The 19,121-nt window shown below is 71.8% G+C and carries 10 protein-coding genes; 5 read left to right on the forward strand and 5 right to left on the reverse strand.

From position 1 onward, the window contains the following. The first annotated feature begins 43 nt into the window (after positions 1-43). Positions 44-730 (forward strand): response regulator transcription factor, encoded by a 687-nt coding sequence (locus tag ACO2Q3_RS23435; protein ID WP_423311082.1) that lies wholly within the window; start codon positions 44-46, stop codon positions 728-730. Between the two features lie 171 nt (positions 731-901). Here ACO2Q3_RS23435 and xth read toward each other — a convergent pair whose 3' ends face one another. From xth to ACO2Q3_RS23450, 3 genes are all read right to left on the reverse strand, one after another. After that, complete coding sequence (xth, locus tag ACO2Q3_RS23440; RefSeq protein ID WP_423311084.1) at positions 902-1,708, reverse strand: exodeoxyribonuclease III; 807 nt, start codon at positions 1,706-1,708, stop codon at positions 902-904. Between the two features lie 268 nt (positions 1,709-1,976). Beyond that, on the reverse strand, positions 1,977-2,636 hold the full coding sequence (locus ACO2Q3_RS23445; RefSeq protein WP_423311086.1) for a LolA family protein: 660 nt from the start codon (positions 2,634-2,636) through the stop codon (positions 1,977-1,979). Between the two features lie 239 nt (positions 2,637-2,875). Then, positions 2,876-5,287 (reverse strand): DNA translocase FtsK 4TM domain-containing protein, encoded by a 2,412-nt coding sequence (locus ACO2Q3_RS23450; RefSeq protein ID WP_423311088.1) that lies wholly within the window; start codon positions 5,285-5,287, stop codon positions 2,876-2,878. A 380-nt stretch (positions 5,288-5,667) separates the two neighbouring features. Between ACO2Q3_RS23450 and ACO2Q3_RS23455 the strand changes: the two genes are divergently transcribed. Continuing rightward, positions 5,668-10,665, forward strand: coding sequence for an alpha-2-macroglobulin family protein (locus ACO2Q3_RS23455; RefSeq protein ID WP_423311090.1), 4,998 nt, complete (start codon positions 5,668-5,670; stop codon positions 10,663-10,665). A 177-nt stretch (positions 10,666-10,842) separates the two neighbouring features. Further along, positions 10,843-12,882: a penicillin-binding protein 1C gene (gene pbpC / locus ACO2Q3_RS23460; protein ID WP_423311092.1), complete on the forward strand. Its 2,040-nt coding sequence runs from the start codon at positions 10,843-10,845 to the stop codon at positions 12,880-12,882. Positions 12,883-13,084: 202 nt separating this feature from the next. Here the strand turns inward: pbpC and maiA are convergent, their stop codons facing one another. Together maiA and ACO2Q3_RS23470 are read right to left on the reverse strand one after the other, a co-directional pair. Beyond that, a complete protein-coding gene (gene maiA / locus ACO2Q3_RS23465; RefSeq protein ID WP_423311191.1) occupies positions 13,085-13,729 on the reverse strand; it encodes a maleylacetoacetate isomerase in 645 nt (214 codons plus the stop codon). An 11-nt stretch (positions 13,730-13,740) separates the two neighbouring features. Then, positions 13,741-14,421, reverse strand: coding sequence for a fumarylacetoacetate hydrolase family protein (locus tag ACO2Q3_RS23470; protein ID WP_423311094.1), 681 nt, complete (start codon positions 14,419-14,421; stop codon positions 13,741-13,743). A gap of 156 nt (positions 14,422-14,577) precedes the next feature. On the opposite strand from ACO2Q3_RS23470, the gene ACO2Q3_RS23475 reads away from it, so the two are divergent. Together ACO2Q3_RS23475 and ACO2Q3_RS23480 are read left to right on the forward strand one after the other, a co-directional pair. Then, positions 14,578-15,471, forward strand: coding sequence for an ABC transporter ATP-binding protein (locus ACO2Q3_RS23475; RefSeq protein ID WP_423311096.1), 894 nt, complete (start codon positions 14,578-14,580; stop codon positions 15,469-15,471). A gap of 6 nt (positions 15,472-15,477) precedes the next feature. Next, positions 15,478-19,068: an ABC transporter permease/M1 family aminopeptidase gene (locus ACO2Q3_RS23480; RefSeq protein ID WP_423311098.1), complete on the forward strand. Its 3,591-nt coding sequence runs from the start codon at positions 15,478-15,480 to the stop codon at positions 19,066-19,068. Positions 19,069-19,121 lie beyond the last annotated feature (53 nt).

Below are 19,121 nucleotides of genomic sequence, written 5' to 3' on the forward strand. Positions count from 1 at the left end.
CGCGGGCTTGGCGGCCCCCCCTTGAACGGTGCATGGTCATAGCATGGCGCAACGCAAGACGATCCTGATCATCGACGATGATACAGACCTGCGCGGCCTGCTCGTCGAGCAGCTGGAGCTGCACGAGGAGTTCGAGGCGAGCGGCGCGGCGTCGGCGACCGAGGGAATCCGCCAGGCCAAGGACGGGCGGCCCGACCTGGTGCTGCTGGACGTCGACCTGCCGGACATGGACGGCCGCGAGGCCTGCCGGCTGATGCGCAACGGCGGAGTCACCGCGCCGATCATCATGCTGACCGCGGCCTCCAGCGATTCCGACACCATCCTGGGCCTGGATTCCGGCGCCAGCGACTACGTCACCAAGCCGTTCCGCTTCAACGTGCTGCTGGCCCGCATCCGCGCCCAGCTGCGCAGCCACGAACAGTCCGAGGATGCGGTGTTCCGCATCGGCCCCTACGAGTTCCGGCCGGCGCAGAAGCTGCTGCTGGACGCCAAGGGCAAGAAGATCCGCCTGACGGACAAGGAAACCAACATCCTGAAGTACCTCTATCGCTCCGGCGGCAAGCCGGTGTCGCGCGAGGAGCTGCTGACCGAGGTGTGGGGCTACAACGCCGGCGTCACCACCCACACGCTGGAGACCCACGTCTATCGCCTGCGCCAGAAGATCGAACCCGAACCGGCGCACGCCCGCCTGCTGCTGACCGAGGCCGGCGGCTACCGGCTGGCGCCGTAGGGCCTTCGCCCTCCCCCTTGTGGGGAGGGACAGGCGGCGAAGCCGCCAGGGTGGGGAACGCCTGCCGCTGTACAGGCCAATCGCGTCAGCCGGCGCTCGACATCTCACTTCCCCACCCTGATCGCTGCGCGATCTTTCCCTCCCCATGAAGGGGAGGGCGGAACTGCGGCCTTAAAGCCCCAAATCCGCCGTCACCGGGGCGTGGTCGCTGGGGCGGTCCCAGGCGCGGACGTCCTCGTGGATCTGGCACACCGGGGCGCCGGCGCGCCAGGCGGCCTCGCGCAGGCCGGGGGTGACCCAGATGTGGTCCAGGCGCAGGCCGCGGGCGGACTTGCGGAAGTCCTGCGCGCGATAGCTCCACCACGACGCCAGCTTCTGCGGCTCCGGCGTGACCTCGCGCGCCAGGTCGATGAAGCCCAGGCTGTCCTGCAGGGCGCGCATGGCGGCGACCTCGACCGGGGTGTGGCTGACGATCTTCGACATGTACCGGTGGTTCCAGACGTCGTTCTCGCCCGGCGCCACGTTGAGGTCGCCGGTGATGACGATCGCCTCCTTGGGGTCGCGCGCGGCCATCTTCGCGGTCAGCCGCTCGTAGAAATCCAGCTTGTGGTCGAACTTGGGGTTCTCGGCGCGGTCGGCCAGGTCGCCGCCGGCCGGGATGTAGAAGTTGTGCACCTCGACCCCGGCCACCCTGACCCCGACCTCGCGGGCATGGCCCTCGCGGCAGACGTCCAGGCCCGGCGCGGCGTCGAACGGCAGGCGCGAGGCGATGGCGACGCCGTGCCAGCCCTTCTGGCCGGCGATCCTCACGTGCGGCAGGCCGGCCTCGATGAAGGCGTTCAGCGGGAACTCTCCCTCGCGGCACTTGATCTCCTGCAGGCACAGCACGTCCGGCTGCCGCTCGGCGACGAAGCGCTGGACCTGCTCGGCGCGCAGGCGCACGGAATTGATGTTCCAGCTGGCGATCCTAAGGCGCATTAACCTCTCCCAGAGCCCGGGGCGCACAATAAATCGCCGTCCCGGCCGGGAATGCGCGAAATTGTGCCCAGAAAAAACGCCCGGACGCACTGGGCGCCCGGGCGATGAAAGTCGTCTCTCATGCCGCCGCCGGGAGGGGATAGGTTCCGGCACGGATACGAGTGAAGCAGGTCGGATGCCTCACCGCGATGAGTGTCATATTTGCCACTCGATAGCGGAATGTCAAGCGCAGAGTTCAAAAAGCTTGCTTGTGACAAAATCGCTACAATCAGCGGACGGCCGGCTTTGAATCCGGCTTGGCGTAAGGGTTTGCGGGGCGGAAGAAGCCCTGGTCCATCGGCGCGGTCTGCGAGAAATCGGCCAGCGTTACACGCGTGGATAGTCCCTGGGCGTCGGTGACGGTCCAGCCCTGCAGCCGCATCGGGCTGTCGGAGAAGCTGAGCGCGATCTGACCCTCGGACTGATGGCGGGTGTCGCGCGCGACGATGGTGAAGCCGTCGGCCTTGTGCTGCACCTGCACCACCTTGATGCCGCGATCGAGCCGGATCTCCTTGGCCAGGAAGATGCCCAGCGGCGTGGCGCTCAGCGGGTAGCTCTGGAAGGTCTTCAGCCGCAGGTTCCAGATCGATACCACGACGCCGTCCGAGGCCATGATCACCTTGGCCGGCGGATCGTAGTCGAACCGCGCGCGGCCCGGCCGCTGCAGGAAGAAGGTCCCCGGCGCGACATTGCCCCGCGAGTCGGTCTGCACGAAGCGGCCGCGCGCCGACTTCACCCCGTCGAGATAGCTCAGCGCGCGGGTGACCAGCGCCTGGTCGTCGGCGCTCAGCGGCGCGGGCGGCGGCGCGGGCGGTCGGGCGAGGGCGGAGGGGGCGGCGGCGAGAAGGGCCAGGGCAAGGGCGCCGGTGGCGAAACGTCGATTGATCATCCGCCCTAGATAGCACGCGCGCCGGGCGCGAATACGGCGCGGTTTGGGCAGAGGTCGGCGCGGCCCCTCACCTTCCCAAGCTCGGCGCGGCCGCGCCGATCTCGGGCCCCTTCCTCTCCCTCAAGGGAGAGGAAATGTCCTGGAGCCAGCGCCGCACCTGGAGTCCTCTCCCTGCAGGGAGAGGAAGGGGCCCATTGCGCAGCAATGGGAAGGTGAGGGGCCGCGCTGGCGCGGCGGTGTCACCCTGGCGGCGGCGGGCCGGCGAGGATCTCGCGCTTGCCGGCGTGGTTGGCGGGGCCGACCACCCCTTCGCGCTCCATGCGCTCCATCAGCGAGGCGGCGCGGTTGTAGCCGATCTGCAGGCGGCGCTGGATGTAGCTGGTGGAGGCCTTGCGGTCGCGGGTGACCACCGCCACGGCGTGGTCGTAGAGATCGGCGCTCTCGCCGCCGCCGCCCCCGCCGCCGCCGTCGAAGCCGCCGTCGCCGTCCTCGTCGTCGGCCGAGGTGACGTCCTCGAGGTACTGCGGCTCGCCCTGCAGGCGCAGGTACTTGGCCACCGCCTCGACCTCGCCGTCGGAGACGAACGGGCCGTGCAGGCGGGTGATGCGGCCGCCGCCGGCCATGTACAGCATGTCGCCCTGGCCCAGCAGCTGCTCGGCGCCCTGTTCGCCCAGGATGGTGCGCGCGTCGATCTTGGAGGTCACCTGGAAGCTGATCCGGGTGGGGAAGTTGGCCTTGATGGTGCCGGTGATCACGTCCACCGACGGGCGCTGGGTGGCCATGATCAGGTGGATGCCGGCGGCGCGGGCCATCTGCGCCAGGCGCTGCACAGCGCCCTCGATGTCCTTGCCGGCCACCAGCATCAGGTCGGCGACCTCGTCGATCACCACCACCAGGTAGGGCATGGGCTCGGGGCGGAGCTTCTCCTCCTCGTAGATCGGCCGGCCGGCCTCGTCGAAGCCGGTCTGCACGGTGCGCACGAAGTGCTCGCCCTTGGCGGCGGCCTCCACGGCCTTCTCGTTGTAGCCGGCGACGTTGCGCACGCCGATCTTGGACATCCGCCGATAGCGGTCCTCCATCTCGCGCACCGTCCACTTCAGCGCGACGATGGCCTTCTTCGGGTCGGTGACCACCGGCGCCAGCAGGTGCGGGATGCCGTCATAGACGCTGAGCTCCAGCATCTTCGGGTCGATCATGATGAAGCGGCACTGGTCGGGCCTCAGGCGGTAGAGGATCGACAGGATCATGGCGTTGACGCCCACCGACTTGCCCGAGCCGGTGGTGCCGGCGATCAGCAGGTGGGGCATCTTGGCCAGGTCGGCGATATAGGGCTCGCCGCCGATGTTCTCGCCCAGCGCCAGGGGCAGGGCCTGGGTGTGCTTCTCGAACTCGGCGCTGGCCAGCAGGTCGCGCAGATAGACGGTCTCGCGCCGGGCGTTGGGCAGCTCGATGCCGATGGCGTTGCGGCCCGGCACCACGGCGACGCGGCAGGCGGCCACGCTCATCGAGCGGGCGATGTCGTCGGACAGGGCCACCACCCGGGCCGACTTCACGCCCGCCGCCGGCACCAGCTCGTACAGGGTGACCACCGGGCCTGGGCGGATCTGGTCGATCTGGCCGCGCACGCCGAACTCGGCCAGCACGCTTTCCAGCAGGCGGGCGTTCTGGCGCAGGGCGCCCTCGTCGAAGGCCGAGGCGCGCGGCTTGGGCTTGGCCAGCATGGCCAGCTCCGGCAGCTGGAAGCCGCCGTCCTCGGCGAAGTCGAAGCTCTTCTGGGTCTCGCGCGCCTCGCGGCCCGAGGGCCTGGGCGCGGCCTTCGGCTGGCGGATCGACAGCGGCGCGGCCAGCTCTTCGGCCAGGGACGGCTCGGCGGTCTCGTAGGCCTCGTCCGCCGGGGGCGCGACGCGCGGCGCCTTGGGGGCGCGGACCTTGGCCTGCGCCGGCGCCTCGCCGGCCGGCGGGGCGACCGCGCGGGCCTCGCGCTCCTGCCGGGCGGCGCGGGCGTCGCGCGCCTGCAGGCGTTCGGCGTTGCGCTCGGCGATCCAGCGGGCGGTGGCGGCCGCGTCGCTGCGGCGAAGGCCGAGGGAATAGGCGAAGGCGGCGACGCCGCCGGCCGCCAGAATCAGGGCGGCGAAGAACCGGGCGCCGGGAAGGCGGACGAAGTGGAACAGGCCGGCGAGCGCGCTCAGCACCCCGTCGCCCACCAGGCCGCCCAGCCCCTTGGCCAGCGGCCAGGCCGCGGGCGGCGCGGGCGCCGCGAGCACGCCGGCCAGGGCCAGCACGCCCAGGGCGCCGATGACGGCGCGCAGGCGCAGCTTGCCGCGGGTGGCGGCGGGGGCGCGGTCGGCGGCGCGCGCCAGGCCCATGGTCACCAGGATCACGGCCACCACCCAGGCGGCGAGGCCGAACAGCTGCATGGCCAGGTCGGCCAGGTTGGCGCCGGCGCCGCCCAGCAGGTTGTGCGCCGCCTCGCCGGAGGCGGCGTCGAAGCTGGGATCGGCCGCGTGATAGCTGGCCAGCGCCAGCACCAGGCCGAAGCCGACCACCGCGGTCACCCCACCGCGGAAGCGGGCGACGGTGTCGTGGCTCCAGGCCAGGTGCGCGACGTCCCACATCAGCTGTGTTCCGCTGCGCTGCGCCGCCTTCGCCATGCCTTGCCTGCCCCTGTCTGGACCCCCGTTCTGGGCCAAGAGGGTTAAGGGGCGTTTACTTCGACCCTCTCGCCGGGGCGGCAGGGCGTCGCGGCGAGCCCTTGCGGGCGGCGAAGGCGATCCTATCTAAGCTTCATCGCGCCGCCGGTTCCCCCCCAACCGGAGCGGCCTGCGAGGCCCGACAGCGCTCCCCCGCGGTCGGGCCTTTTCGCTTTTTCGGGCCACCATCCGCACATTCGCGACCCCCTGTGCGGAACGGCGCCGAGAGCGGCCGGAAATACCGGTGTTCGCCCAGTTGACCCCCTCGTGCGGTTAGGCTTGTCTCTGGCCCGCTGACAGCGCTGCGCCGTCCGCGCAGAGCCTGCCATGGGGATGAAACTATGAACCGCAGTCTGGTGGTCGCGGCCATCGCGGCGCTGGTGGTGGGCTTTGGCGGCGGCTTCCTGGTCGCCAAGGGGGTGGACGGCGCCTTCCGGCACGCCGGCGCCCCGGCGACGCCCGGCGCCAGCCTGTGGAGCCTGTTCGGCCACCCGCGCGACGCCAGCGCGCCGCGCCGCGGCATCCCCAAGCCGGAGGGTTTCGCCTACTGGAAGCAGCGCATCGACACCGCCGGCGCCCAGCCGATGGCCTGCATCGAGATGTCCAAGCCGCTGGAGTCCAACAAGTCCTACGGCGACTTCGTGCTGGTCTCGCCGGACCTCGGCCACGCCCCGGCGGTGACCGCCCGCAACGACGAGCTGTGCATCGCCGGCCTGGGCTTCGCCGACCGAAAGATCACCCTGCTCAAGGGCCTGCCCGGCGCCAACGGCGAGACCCTGGCCGACAACGTCGACGTGGACTTCACCTTCGGCGAGCGGCCGCCCTATGTCGGCTTCGCCGGCAGCGGGGTGATCCTGCCGCGCGAGGAATCCGACGGCGTCGGCATCGAGACCATCAACGTGTCCAAGCTGGCGGTGGAGGTCTGGCGCGTGCCGGCCCGCAACCTGCCGCGCAAGTCGATCTCCGCCCCGCAGCCCACCGGCGAGGGCGACTATGCCGACGACTACGGCGAGGACAGCCCCGACGACGAGGGGACGGTGGTCTGGAAGGGCACGGTCGACGTCAAGGGCGACCCGGCGCAGAAGGTCACCACGGTGTTCCCCCTGGGCGCGGTGCTCAAGGAGATGAAGCCCGGCGGCTATGTGATCAAGGCGCGTGACGCCTCCGGCGGCCGCGACCCGGACAACAAGAGCGGCGAAGGGACCCAGCCGGCCCAGGCGCGCCGCTGGGTGGTGTTCACCGACATGGCGCTGTCGGCCTACACCGGCCAGAACGCCCTCGACGTGGTGGCCCGCTCGTTGAAGACCGCCAAGGTGCTGCCCGGCCTGCAGGTGGCGCTGGTGGCGCAGAACGGCGAGGACCTGGCGGTCACCCGGACCGACGCCTCCGGCCGCGCGACCTTCGCCCACAGCCTGCTGGAAGGCACGGGCGCGGCCACCGCGAAGATGGTGATGGCCTATGGCCCGGCCGGCGACCTGGCGGTGCTGGACCTGGCCCGTTCGCCGGTGGACCTGTCGAAACAGGCCGCCGGCGGCCGCCAGCCCAGCGGCGACGCGCCGTCGGTGACCTCCGGCCGCAGCCCGGCCACCGCGGTGGACGGCTTCCTCTATGCCGATCGCGGCATCTACCGGCCCGGCGAGACCGTGCGCCTGGTGGCCCTGGTGCGCGACCTGGAGGCCAAGGCGGTGAAGGACCGCAAGGGCTATATCGTGGTCAAGCGGCCCTCCGGCGTCGAGTTCAGGCGCTATCCCTTCGCCAAGGCCGACGGCGGGGCGGTGACCGACGACGTGGCCCTGCCGAAGAGCGCGCCGCGCGGCCACTGGACCGCCGAGCTGCACGTCGACGGCCTGGACGCCGCCTCCGGCGCCCTGTCGTTCTCGGTGGAGGACTTCGCGCCGCAGCGGCTGGCGGTGACCACCGACGGCCAGGCGGCCCGGCCGGTCACGGGCGCCGAGGCGCGGCCGATCGCCGTGTCGGCCCGGTTCCTGTACGGCGCCATCGGCTCGGGGCTGCAGACCCAGGGCGAGGCGCGCCTGCGCGTCGACCCCAACCCGTTCCCACAGTTCCAGGGCTATGCCTGGGGCGACGAGAAGAACCCGTTCGCCGAGAAGATGGTCGAGCTGGGCACGACGGTCACCGACGGGGCCGGTCACGCCAACCTGACCTTCAACGGCTCGGAAGCCGGCGACGCGGCCGATCCGCTGGTGGCCCAGGTCACCGCCTCGGTGTTCGAGCCGGGCGGCCGGCCGGTGCGCGAGGGGCTGTCGCTGAAGGTCCGCACCCGGCCGATGTACCTCGGGGTCAAGGTCGACGAGGGCCAGGCCCAGGGCCAGAACGCCCCGCCGGTGACGATCAACGTCATCGCCGTCAATCCGCAGGGCCAGTCGATCGCGGCGGCCAACATCGGCTACAGCCTGATCACCGAGAACTGGAACTACGACTGGTTCCAGCAGGACGGCAAATGGCAGTGGCGGCGCACCAGCCGCGACGTGGTGGTGGCCAAGGGCGTGCTCAACATCGCCGCCGGCCAGGGCGCGCGGCTGAACCGCAAGCTGGGCTGGGGCGACTACCGCCTGGAGCTGACCGGGCCGGACGGGACGACCATGGTGCGGCGGTTCTCCGCCGGCTGGGGCTCCACGGCCGAGGACGCCGACGCCCCGGACATGGTGCGGGTCAGCGCCGGAAGCGGGACCCACGCCCAGGGCGACACCGTCGAGATCGCCATCAAGCCGCCCTACGCCGGCGAGGTGCAGGCCGCGGTCGCCACCGACCACCTGATCGACCTGAAGACCATGAGCGTGGGCGAGAAGGGCGGGGTGCTGCGCCTGAAGACCTCGGCCGCCTGGGGCGGCGGGGCCTATGTGCTGGTCAGCGTGATCCAGCCGCGCGACCCGGTGGCCACGCCCAAGCCGCGGCGGGCGCTGGGGCTGATCTACGTGCCGCTGGACCCCAAGGGCCGCAAGCTGACGGTGGACATCGGCACGCCGGGCAAGATCGATTCCAACGCGCCGGTGGAGGTGCCGGTGCATGTGCGCGGCCTGTCGTTCGGCCAGACGGCGCACGTCACCGTGGCGGCGGTGGACCAGGGCATCCTGGCGCTGACCAAGTTCGCCAGCCCCGATCCGGCCGACTGGTATTTCGGCAAGCGGGCGATGACCGTCGACTATCGCGACGACTACGGCCGGCTGCTGGACGCCAACCTGGGCGCCCCGGCCAACGTCAACTTCGGCGGCGACGAGCTGGGCGGCGAGGGGCTGACGGTGACCCCGATCAGGACCGTGGCCCTGTGGTCCGGCGTGGTGGAGACCGGCATGGACGGCCGCGCCACCGTCAAGCTGCCGGCCGCCGCCTTCAACGGCGAGGTGCGGATCATGGCGGTCGCCTGGACCGACAGCGCCGTGGGCTCCGGCTCGACGCCGATGACCGTGCGCGAGCCGGTGGTGGCCGACCTCGACCTGCCGCGCTTCCTGTCGCCCGGGGACAAGGCCTTCGCCACCCTGGAGCTGCACAACATCGAGGGAAAGCCGGGGCTCTATGCGGTGGAAACCTGGGCCACCAACGGCATCGTCGGCGCGTTCAGGAAGGCCTACCAGCTGGTGGTCGGCATGCGCATCGCCGAGCACATCCCGTTCCTGGCGCCGTCCCATACCGGCGTCTCGAAGGTGGGCTTCAAGGTGGCCGGGCCCGGCTTCAACACTGCGAAGGACTATGACATCCAGACCCGGCTGGGCTGGGGGCCGACCACCCGCACCACCACCGAGCTGCAGCGCCCGGGCGAGACCTATACCCCGCCAGTCAGCCTGCTGTCGGGGATGATGGCCGGCGACGTGACGATGCAGGTCAGCTACTCGCCGTTCAAGGGCTTCGACCCGGCGCCGATCGCCCTGGACCTGTCGCGCTATCCCTACGGCTGCACCGAGCAGCTGGTGTCGACCGCCTATCCGCTGCTGTACGCGGCCGAGATCTCGCCGAACGACGGGCGCATCACCGCCGGGTTCAACGACGCGGTCGGCAAGCTGCTGGACCGGCAGTCGCTGGACGGCGCCTTCGGCCTGTGGCGGGTCGGCGACGGCGAGGCCGATGCCTGGCTGGGCGCCTACGCCACCGACTTCCTGCTGGAGGCGAGGGCGCACGGGGCGGCGGTGCCGGACGAGGCGGTGGACAAGGCGCTGTCGGCGATGCGCCAGCTCAGCCGGCCGGACGGCTTCGCCTCGGTCGCCTACCGCCTGGAGTATCCGGAGTGGTGGGGCGGCAACAAGGACGCCGCCAAGAAGGCCACCGACCGCATGCGCGCCCGCGCCTCGGCCTACGCCCTGTACGACCTGGCCAAGGCCGGCCGCGGCGACCTGGCCCGGCTGCGCTGGTGGCACGACGTGCAGATGAAGGACGAACCCTCGCCGCTGTCCATCGCCCAGGTGGGCGCGGGCCTGGCGATGATGGGCGACAAGGCGCGGGCGCACGACGCCATGCTCGAGGCGGCGCGCAAGCTGGGCTACCAGCGCTCGCCGCTGCAGCTCGGCCCGCTGTTCTTCGTTGAGGACACCGACTACTACCAGAGCCCGCTGCGCGACCTCGGCGCGGTGATCGCCCTGGCCTACGAGGCCGGCGAGACCGACCTCGCCCGGGCCCTGCAGGCCCGCCTCGACGGGGCGGTGAAGGATCCCGGCCAGCTGAACACCCAGGAGGCCGCCGCCCTGCTGCGCGCCGCCCACTTCATGCTGAAGGCCGCCGGGACGCCGAACATCGCCGCCAGCGGCGTCGCCGCCCTGCCCACCTCGGGGGGCACGCCCCGCTGGAGCGTCGGCATCCTGCAGCAGGCCCGCTTCACCAACAACGGCGGGCCGATCTGGCGGACGGTGACGGTGCGCGGCACGCCGATCGCCCCGCCGCCGGCGGAGGCGTCCGGGCTGTCGGTGAGCAAGACCTTCTACAGCTTCTCCGGCGGGCCGGTGAACCTGGCGGGGCTGAAGCAGGGCGACCGGGTGATCGTGCTGGTCAAGGGCCATTCCTCGCGCGGCCAGACCACCGCCATGGCGGTGGACGACGCCCTGCCGGCCGGCTTCGAGATCGAGACCACGCTCAGCCCCGACGACGCCGAGACCGGGCCGTTCAAGTTCCTCGGCAAGCTGACCACGGCCAGCGTGCAGGAGGCCCGCGACGACCGCTACATGGCCGCCATGAGCCTGCCCGGCAACGGCGACTTCGCCTTCGCCTACGTGGCGCGGGCCGTGACTCCCGGCGACTTCTACCTGCCCGGCGCCCAGGCGCTGGACATGTACCACGCCGGCGTGTTCGGCCACTCCGCCGGCGGCCGGATGCAGGTGGCGGCGGGGCCGTAGAACCTTTCTCCTCCCCCTCTGGGGGAGGGGGACCCCCGAAGGGGGTGGAGGGGGCTCCAGCTGGACGCGAACCGACGGTTCTTCGCTGGAGCCCCCATCCCCGGCTTCGCCGGGACTTCCCCCAAGGGGGGAAGAGAACGGAGCGTAGGCGTTTCTTCCGTGTCCCGACCGAACCCCATGCGCCTCGTCGTCTTCGGCCTGATCGCCTTGCTGGCGGCGCAGTGCCTGCTGCTGGGCCTCGACGCGGCGTTTCCGCCGGACCTGTCGCGCGCCGAGCGGTCGTCGCCGGTGGCGCTGGACCGGCGCGGGGCGTGGCTGCGGGCGCTGCCGGTGGAGCGGGGGCGCTGGCGGATCCGCGCCGACCTGGACCGGACCGACCCCACCTTCCTGGCCCGGGTAGTGCGCATCGAGGACGCCCGGTTCTACCAGCATCCTGGCGTCGACCCGCTGGCGGTGCTGCGCGCCAGCGCCTCGGCCCTGGTGCGGGGCCGGATCAGCTCCGGCGCCTCGACCCTGACCATGCAGACCGCCCGGCTGCTGGCGCCGCACCCGCGGAGCCTGCCGTACAAGCTGCTGGAGATGGCGCGCGCCGTGCAGCTGGAGGCGCGGTTCTCCAAGCGCCAGATCCTGGCGATGTACCTGACCCTGGCCCCCTATGGCGGCAACCTGGAGGGCGCGCGGGCCGCCAGCCTGGCCTATTTCGGCCACGAGCCGCAGACCCTGACCGACGGCGAACAGGCGCTGCTGATCGCCCTGCCGCAGGCGCCCGAGGCGCGCCGGCCGGACCGCCGGCCCAAGGCCGCCCAGGCCGCCCGGCGCCGCGTGCTGGAGAAGATGCTGGCGGCGCGCCTGATCTCCGCCGCCCGGGCGCAGGAGGCCGACGCCGACCGTATCCCCGGGCGCCAGCCGTTTCCGGCGCTGGCCTGGCACGTCGGCGGCGAGCTGGCCCGCGCCGCGCCGCTGTCGCAGGCCTCGGTGGTCTCCACCCTGGACGCCGACCTGCAGCGCCGCCTGGAGCCGCTGGTGGCGCGCACGGCCAAGGCGCAGGGCGAGACCGGCACGGCGGCGGTGCTGGTGGTGGAGACGAAGGGCCGGGCGGTGCGCGCGGCGGTGGGCTCTGCCGGGCTGGACCGCCCCGGCGGCTGGATCGACCTGACCCGCGCCCTGCGCTCGCCGGGCTCGGCGCTGAAGCCGTTCATCTACGCCATCGCCTTCGAGCAGGGCGTCGCCGCCCCGGACACCGAGGTGGACGACACCCCGCGCCGCTTCACCGACTACCAGCCGGAGGACTTCGACCGGGTGTTCCACGGCCGCGTCACCGCGCGCGAGGCGCTGACCCACTCGCTGAACGTGCCGGCGGTCAGCCTGCTGGAGCGGGTCGGGCCGCAGGCGTTCGAGGCCCGGCTGCAGGGCGCCGGCGCGCGGCTGGTGCGGCCCAAGGCCGGCTATCGCGACGCCGGCCTGGCGCTGGCGCTGGGCGGCGAGGGGATCACCCTGCGCGACATGGCCATGCTCTATGCGGCGCTGGGCGACGGCGGGATCGCCAAGCCCCTGGCGTTCACCGAGGCGGACGCCGCACGGGCGGCGCACGGGCGCGGGACCCGGCTGGTCAGCGCCACCGCGGCGCGACAGGTGCTGGACATCCTGCGCGAGGCGCCGACGCCCAAGGGCCGCGCGCCCTCGGCCCTGACCCGTGGCGGCCCGGCGATGGCGTTCAAGACCGGCACCTCGTACGGCTTTCGCGACGCGGTCGCCGCGGCGGTGGCCGGCGACTACGTGATCGTGGTCTGGACCGGCCGGGCCGACGGCGGCGCCCGCGCCGGCTTCACCGGGCGCGAGGCGGCCCTGCCGCTGCTGTTCGACGTCGCCGACCAGATCGCCCCTCAGGTCTCGGCCCCGCCGCCGATCGCCCCGAAGGCCGCGCCGCCGGCTCTGCGCCAGCTCGACCGGCCCGACGCCGGCCCGCGGCTGATCTTCCCGCCCGACGGCGCGGCGGTGCAGGCGGACGGCTTCGGCCCGGCCTCGCGCGGCCTGGCCCTGGCCGCGGCCGGGACCGGCCTGTCCTGGTACGTCGACGGCGCGCCGGTGGCGGTCGACCCGGTCAGCGGCCACGCCATCTGGCGCCCGCCCGGCCCCGGCTTCTACCGCGTCAGCGTGGTCGACGGCGCCGGCCGCAAGGTCGAGGCGCGGGTGCGGGTGCGGGGGCCGGGTGGGTGAAGAGGGGCTGGCGCCGCCCCTCACCTTCCCAATCGCTGCGCGATCGGGCCCCTCCCTCTCCCTGCAGGGAGAGGTCAACTGAGTTGATGCCGGGCGTCCGAAAAGACTCCTCTCCCTCTAGGGAGAGGAAGGGGCCCGAGGTCGGTGCGCTAGCGCCGAGCTTGGGAAGGTGAGGGGCCGCGCAGCCCTTCCGGCGTCGCGCTCACCCCGCCGGCTTGTCCGGCTGGCGGTCCGGATGCGCGGCCTGGAAGGCGGGGTGTGTCGCGGCGTGGGCGGCGACGGCGCTCAGCGCCGGAAAGGCCGACAGGTCGACGGCGAAGCGGCTGGAGGACCACAGCTGCGGGACCAGGGCGCAGTCGGCCAGGGTCGGCGTGTCGCCGAAGGCGAAGCCGGCGCCGTACTGGGCCACCATCGGCTCCAGCGCCGCGAAACCGTCCTCGATCCAGCGCCGGCCCCAGGCCTGCTGGTCCTCGCCGCCGCTGGCGTGGCCCAGCTCAGCCAGGGCCTTGAGCACCCGCAGATTGTTCAGCGGATGGATGTCGCAGGCGACGATCTCGGCCATGGCGCGGATCGTCGCCCGGTCGGCGGGCGAGCCCGGCAGCAGCGGCGGCTGCGGATGGGTCTCGTCCAGCCACTCCAGGATGGCCAGGGACTGGGTGAAGGTGCGTCCGCCTGCGGTCAGCGACGGCACCAGGGCCTGGCGATTGTAATGGTCGCGATAGGGCGGCGCGCCCTGTTCGTTGTTCAGCAGGTTGATCGGGGCGTAGTCGAACGCCAGCCCCTTGATCGCCAGCCCGATGCGCACCCGGTAGGGCGCCGTGGCGCGCCAGTACGAGTGCAGCAGCAGGTCGGCCACGCCTAGATGACCCGGAAGCTCAGCGCGCCGACGCCCTCGATCTCGCCGGTGACCGTGTCGCCGCGCACCAGCGGGCCGACGCCCTCCGGCGTGCCGGTGTAGATCAGGTCGCCGGGGGCCAGGGCCCACAGCTTCGACGCCTCGGCGACGATCTCGGGCACGGACCAGATCATGTCGGCGACCACGGCGTCCTGCTTCACCTGGCCGTTCACCGACAGGGTGATGCGCCCCTGCGGCGGGGCGGCGACGCCGGTGCGGATGGCGGAGATCGGCGCCGACTGGTCGAAGCCCTTGCTGGCGTCCCAGGGCTGGCCCTTGTCCTTGGCCGCGTTCTGGATGTCGCGGCGGGTCATGTCGACGCCGGCGGCGTAGCCGAAGATGTGGTCCAGCGCCTGGGCCACCGGAATGTTCGCCCCGCCTTTGCCGATCGCCACCACCAGCTCCATCTCGTGGTGCAGGTTGGCGGTCACGCTCGGATAGGCCACGTCGCCGCCGGGCGGGACCACCGCATCGGCCGGCTTGGCGAAGAAGAACGGCGGGTCGCGGTCGTCGCCGCCCATCTCGCGCCGGTGGGCGGCGTAGTTGCGGCCCACGCACAGGATGCGGCGCACGGGGAAGGCGGCGTCGGACCCTTCGACGGGAACCGTGGGGACGGGCGGGGCGGGGACGGCGTAGGCGCTCATGACCTTGCCCCTAAACCCGCGCCGGCCGCTTGGCCAGGGCCTGGGCGCCCGGTCCGCGGGCAAGAAAGCCTAACCGTTCTTTCACTTGCCGGGGCCGGATGCGGCGTGCATTGCGGTTGAGGGGCATTTTCCGCCGCCGGGCCGCTAGCCGACGCCATGCTGATCATCGAGAACCTCACCCACATCTATCCGGGCGGCGTCAAGGCGCTGGACGAGGTCAGCCTCACCGTGCCGCGCGGCATGTTCGGCCTGCTGGGTCCCAACGGGGCGGGCAAGTCGACGCTGATGCGCACCGTGGCCACCCTGCAGGCGCCGACCTCGGGCTTCATCCGCTTCAACGACATCGACGTGCTGAAGGACCCGCAGGCCCTGCGCCGCACGCTCGGCTACCTGCCGCAGGACTTCGGCGTGTATCCGCGGGTCTCGGCCCAGGACATGCTGGACCACATGGCCGTGCTGAAGGGCTTCGGCCACGCCGCCGAGCGGCGCGAGATGGTCGAGGCGCTGCTGGAGCAGGTGAACCTGTGGCAGCACCGCAAGAAGGCGATCTCGGGCTTCTCCGGCGGCATGCGCCAGCGTTTCGGCATCGCCCAGGCGCTGATCGGCGCCCCGGCCCTGATCATCGTCGACGAGCCCACCGCCGGCCTCGACCCCGAGGAGCGCCAGCGGTTCCTCAACCTGCTGTCGGAGATCGGCGAGAACGTGGTGGTGGTGCTCTCCACCCACATCGTCGCCGACGTGGCCGACCTGTGCCCGCGCATGGCGATCATCGCCGGCGGCCGGATCGTCGGCGAGGGCGCGCCCCAGGCGCTGATGGCCCAGCTGAACGGCCGGGTGTGGGTCAAGACCGTCGACAAGGCCGAGCTGGCGGCGCTGGCCCAGCGCCACGAGGTGATCTCCACCCGGCTGTTCGCCGGCCGCACCCTGGTGCACGTCCTGGCCGACAGCGATCCGGGCGACGACTTCGCGCCGATCGCCGGCAGCCTGGAGGACGTCTATTTCTCGACCCTCTCGGCCCAGGGCGCGAACGCCCGCGCCGCGGCGGCCTAGCGTCCGATGCTGCTCCAGGTCGCCGGCTTCGAGGTCCGCTACCAGCTTCGCCAGCCGCTGTTCTGGATCGTCACCGCGATCCTGGCGGTGCTGGCCCTGATCATCACCGGGGTCGGCTCGCTGAGCCTGGGCTCGGCCAGCGGGGTGCATCGCAACAGCCCCGACCTGGTCAACGTGCTGCACCTGGTGTTCTCGATCTTCTTCATGTTCGGCGGCACCGCGTTCGTCGCCGGCTCGGTGCTGAAGGACGACGACACCGGCTTCGCCCCGATCCTGCGCACCACACAGCTGAGCAAGTTCGACTATCTGTACGGCCGCTTCGCCGGCGCCTTCGCGGTGATCTGCCTGTGCTTCCTGGGCGTGACCGTCGCCAGCCTGCTGGGCGGCATGGCGCCGTGGCTGGACCCCGACCTGAAGGGCGCCTTCCTGCCCGGCGCCTACGCCTATGCCTACCTGGTGCTGGCGCTGCCGAACGTGTTCTTCACCTCGGCCGCCTTCTTCGCCCTGTCGACGGTGACCCGCTCGATGGGCTGGACCTTCGTCGGGGTGATCGGCTTCCTGGTGATCTACGTGATCACCAACTTGGCCCTGTCGCGGCCGGACCTGGCGCCCGTGGTGGCGCACTGGGAGCCGTTCGGCAGCGCGGCCTACGAATACACCACCCGCTACTGGACGGTGGCCGAGCGCAACAGCCTGGACCCGCCGGTCGGCGGCATCCTGCTGTTCAACCGCCTGTTCGTGCTGCTGCTGGGCGCGGTGTTCCTGGCCGCGGCCTATCCGCTGAGCCGGCTGCAGACCCAGGGGATCAAGGCCACCGCCCGCCGTCGTCCCGCGGCGGCGGCGCTGGAAGCCCCCTCGCGGCGCGGCGCGATCCGCCCCCGGACCGCGCCCGCCGGCGGCGCCGGGTGGGCGCAGATGGCCGCCCGCACCCGCTTCGACATGGCCCACGTGTTCAAGTCGGCCGCCTTCTGGGCGATCCTGGCGCTGGGCACCGGCAACGCCCTGGCGATCCTGTGGCAGATCACCTCCGACGACCGCTACGGCGGCGCCCTGTGGCCGGTGACCCGGATCCTGATCCCCGGGCTGGAGGGCGGCTTCACCATCTTCCCGATGATCATCGCCGGCTATTTCGCTGGCGACCTGATCTGGCGCGACCGCGAGCGCCGGATGCACGAGATCATCGACGCCACCCCGGCGCCGGACTGGACGTTCGTGCTGCCCAAGGTCGCGGCGGTGGCCCTGGTGCTGTGGGCGACCCTGGCGGTCAGCGTGCTGGCGGCGATCGGCATCCAGCTGAGCAAGGGCTACACCGACCTCGAACCCGGCAAGTACCTGCTGTGGTACCTGGCCCCGCAGGCGGTGAACTTCGCCGCCCTGGCGGTGCTGGCGGTGTTCTTCCAGGTGCTCAGCCCCAACAAGTTCGTCGGCTGGGGCCTGATGCTGGTGTGGTTCGTCGGCGTGCTGACCCTGCCGCGGGTCGGCTGGGAGCATGGCCTGCTGTTCTTCGGCAGTCCGTTCCAGAGCCGCCTGCCGCTGTCGGACATGAACGGCCTGGGCCACTTCTGGATCGGCCCGGCGTGGTTCGGGCTCTATGACCTGGGGCTGGGCGCGCTGCTGGTGGCGCTCTGCTACGGCCTGTGGCGGCGCGGCGCGGAGACCCGCTATCGCCCGCGCTTCGCCCGCTTCCCGGGACGCCTGCGCGGCCCGGCGGGGATCGTGGCCGGCGCCGGGGCGGTGGTGGCGGTGGGGGCCGGGGCCTTCATCCTGGTCAACACCAATGTCTGGAACGAGTACCGCACCCGCGAGAGCAACCAGGCCTGGCAGGCCGACTACGAGCGCGCCCTGCTGCGCTACGAGCGCGTCCCCCAGCCCAGCGTCACCGCGGTCACCCTGTCGGTCAGCCTGCACCCGCACCAGCCGATGATGGAGGCCAAGGGCGTCTACGTGCTGCAGAACCTGACCAGCCAGCCGCTGCGCGAGGTGCATGTGCGCTTCGACCGCGAGGTCACGGTCTGCGCCCTGAACATCGCCGGCGCCTGGGCCAAGACCGCGGCCGACCCGCGGTTCAACTACCGCATCTTCACCTTCGACAGCCCGATGCTGCCGGGCGAGAAGCGCACCCTGTCGTTCACCACCGAGCTGACCCAGCACGGCTTTCGCAACCGCGACAACCTCACCAGCGTGGTCGACAACGGCACGTTCGTAAACTCGGCCCAGATCGCGCCGGTGATCGGCATGAGCCGCGACGAGCTGCTGCGCGACCACGCCGCGCGCTGGCGCCACGGGCTGAAGTACGACCTGCACCCGCCGCCGCTCAGCGCCGACCCGGCCGCCCGGCAGTACAGCTACGTCGGCCACGCCTCCTGGACCACGGCGGACATCACCGTCACCACCGACGCCGACCAGACGCCGATCGCGCCCGGCTACAAGGTCTCGGACGTCACCGCGGGCGGGCGGCGCACCGCGCGGTTCGTCACCGAGGCGCCGATCCTGCAGTTCTTCTCGATCCAGTCGGCCCGCTACCTGTCGCACGTCGAGCGCTACAAGGGCGTCGACCTGACGGTATTCTACGACCCGCACCACCCCTACAACGTGGCGCGCATGGAGACGGCGCTGAAGGCGTCGCTGGACTACTACCAGGCCAATTTCAGCCCCTACCAGTTCCGCCAGGCGCGGATCACCGAGTTCCCCGACTACGCCGAATTCGCCCAGTCGTTCGCCGGCACCTTCCCCTGGTCAGAGGGCCTGGGCTTCATCGCCGACTACCGCGACCCGGAGAAGATCGACCTGGTGACCTATGTCGCCGCGCACGAGTTCGCCCACCAGTGGTGGGCGCACCAGATCGTCGGCGCGGACATGCAAGGGGCCACCAGCCTGTCGGAGACCCTGGCGCAGTATTCGGCGCTGCGGGTGATGCGCGACCTCTACGGCCCCGACCACATCCGCAAGTTCCTGAAGTTCGAGCTGGATTCCTATCTGCGGGCGCGCGGCTCGGCGACGGTGGACGAGCAGGACCTGGAGCACGTGGAATCCGACCAGGGCTACATCCACTATCGCAAGGGCTCTCTGGTGATGTACCGGCTGGCCGACGAGATCGGCGAGGACAAGGTCAACGCCGCCCTGCGCTCGCTGCTGCAGAAATACGCCTTCAAGGGCGCGCCCTATCCGACCTCGCTGGACCTGGTGGCCGCCCTGCGCGCCCAGGCGCCCGCGGACAAGCAGCAGCTGATCACCGACCTGTTCGAGAAGATCACCCTGTACGACGTCAAGACCACCGCCGCGAAGACCGCGCGCCTGCCGGACGGCCGCTGGCGGGTGACCCTGACGGTGACGGCCCGCAAGCTCTACGCCGACGGCAAGGGCAAGGAGACGCCGGCGCCGATGAACGAGGCGCTCTGGGTGGGCCTGTTCGACGCCAAGCCCGGGGCCGGCGCGTTCGGCGCGCGCAACGTGATCGCCCTGGAGCGGCGGCCGATCCACGACGGGACCCAGACGATCAGCTTTGACGTCAGCCGGCCGCCGACCTGGGCCGGCGCCGATCCCTACAACGAGCTGATCGACCGCGATTCCGACGACAACCTGATCGCCGTGAAATAGCGGCCTGCAGCCGCGGGCTTTGGCGGCCAGCGTGTTCGCAGGCCCCCACCACC

Origin of the sequence: Caulobacter sp. KR2-114, assembly GCF_049446115.1 — a bacterium.
Lineage (GTDB): Bacteria > Pseudomonadota > Alphaproteobacteria > Caulobacterales > Caulobacteraceae > Acaudatibacter.

What these genes read in the sequence shown, in the direction of transcription:
- ACO2Q3_RS23435 (WP_423311082.1), top strand. Translation starts at nt 44, where the DNA reads ATGGCGCAACGCAAGACGATCCTGATCATCGACGATGATACAGACCTG.
- xth (WP_423311084.1), bottom strand. Translation starts at nt 1,708, where the DNA reads ATGCGCCTTAGGATCGCCAGCTGGAACATCAATTCCGTGCGCCTGCGC.
- ACO2Q3_RS23445 (WP_423311086.1), bottom strand. Translation starts at nt 2,636, where the DNA reads ATGATCAATCGACGTTTCGCCACCGGCGCCCTTGCCCTGGCCCTTCTC.
- ACO2Q3_RS23450 (WP_423311088.1), bottom strand. Translation starts at nt 5,287, where the DNA reads ATGGCGAAGGCGGCGCAGCGCAGCGGAACACAGCTGATGTGGGACGTC.
- ACO2Q3_RS23455 (WP_423311090.1), top strand. Translation starts at nt 5,668, where the DNA reads ATGAACCGCAGTCTGGTGGTCGCGGCCATCGCGGCGCTGGTGGTGGGC.
- pbpC (WP_423311092.1), top strand. Translation starts at nt 10,843, where the DNA reads ATGCGCCTCGTCGTCTTCGGCCTGATCGCCTTGCTGGCGGCGCAGTGC.
- ACO2Q3_RS23470 (WP_423311094.1), bottom strand. Translation starts at nt 14,421, where the DNA reads ATGAGCGCCTACGCCGTCCCCGCCCCGCCCGTCCCCACGGTTCCCGTC.
- ACO2Q3_RS23475 (WP_423311096.1), top strand. Translation starts at nt 14,578, where the DNA reads ATGCTGATCATCGAGAACCTCACCCACATCTATCCGGGCGGCGTCAAG.
- ACO2Q3_RS23480 (WP_423311098.1), top strand. Translation starts at nt 15,478, where the DNA reads ATGCTGCTCCAGGTCGCCGGCTTCGAGGTCCGCTACCAGCTTCGCCAG.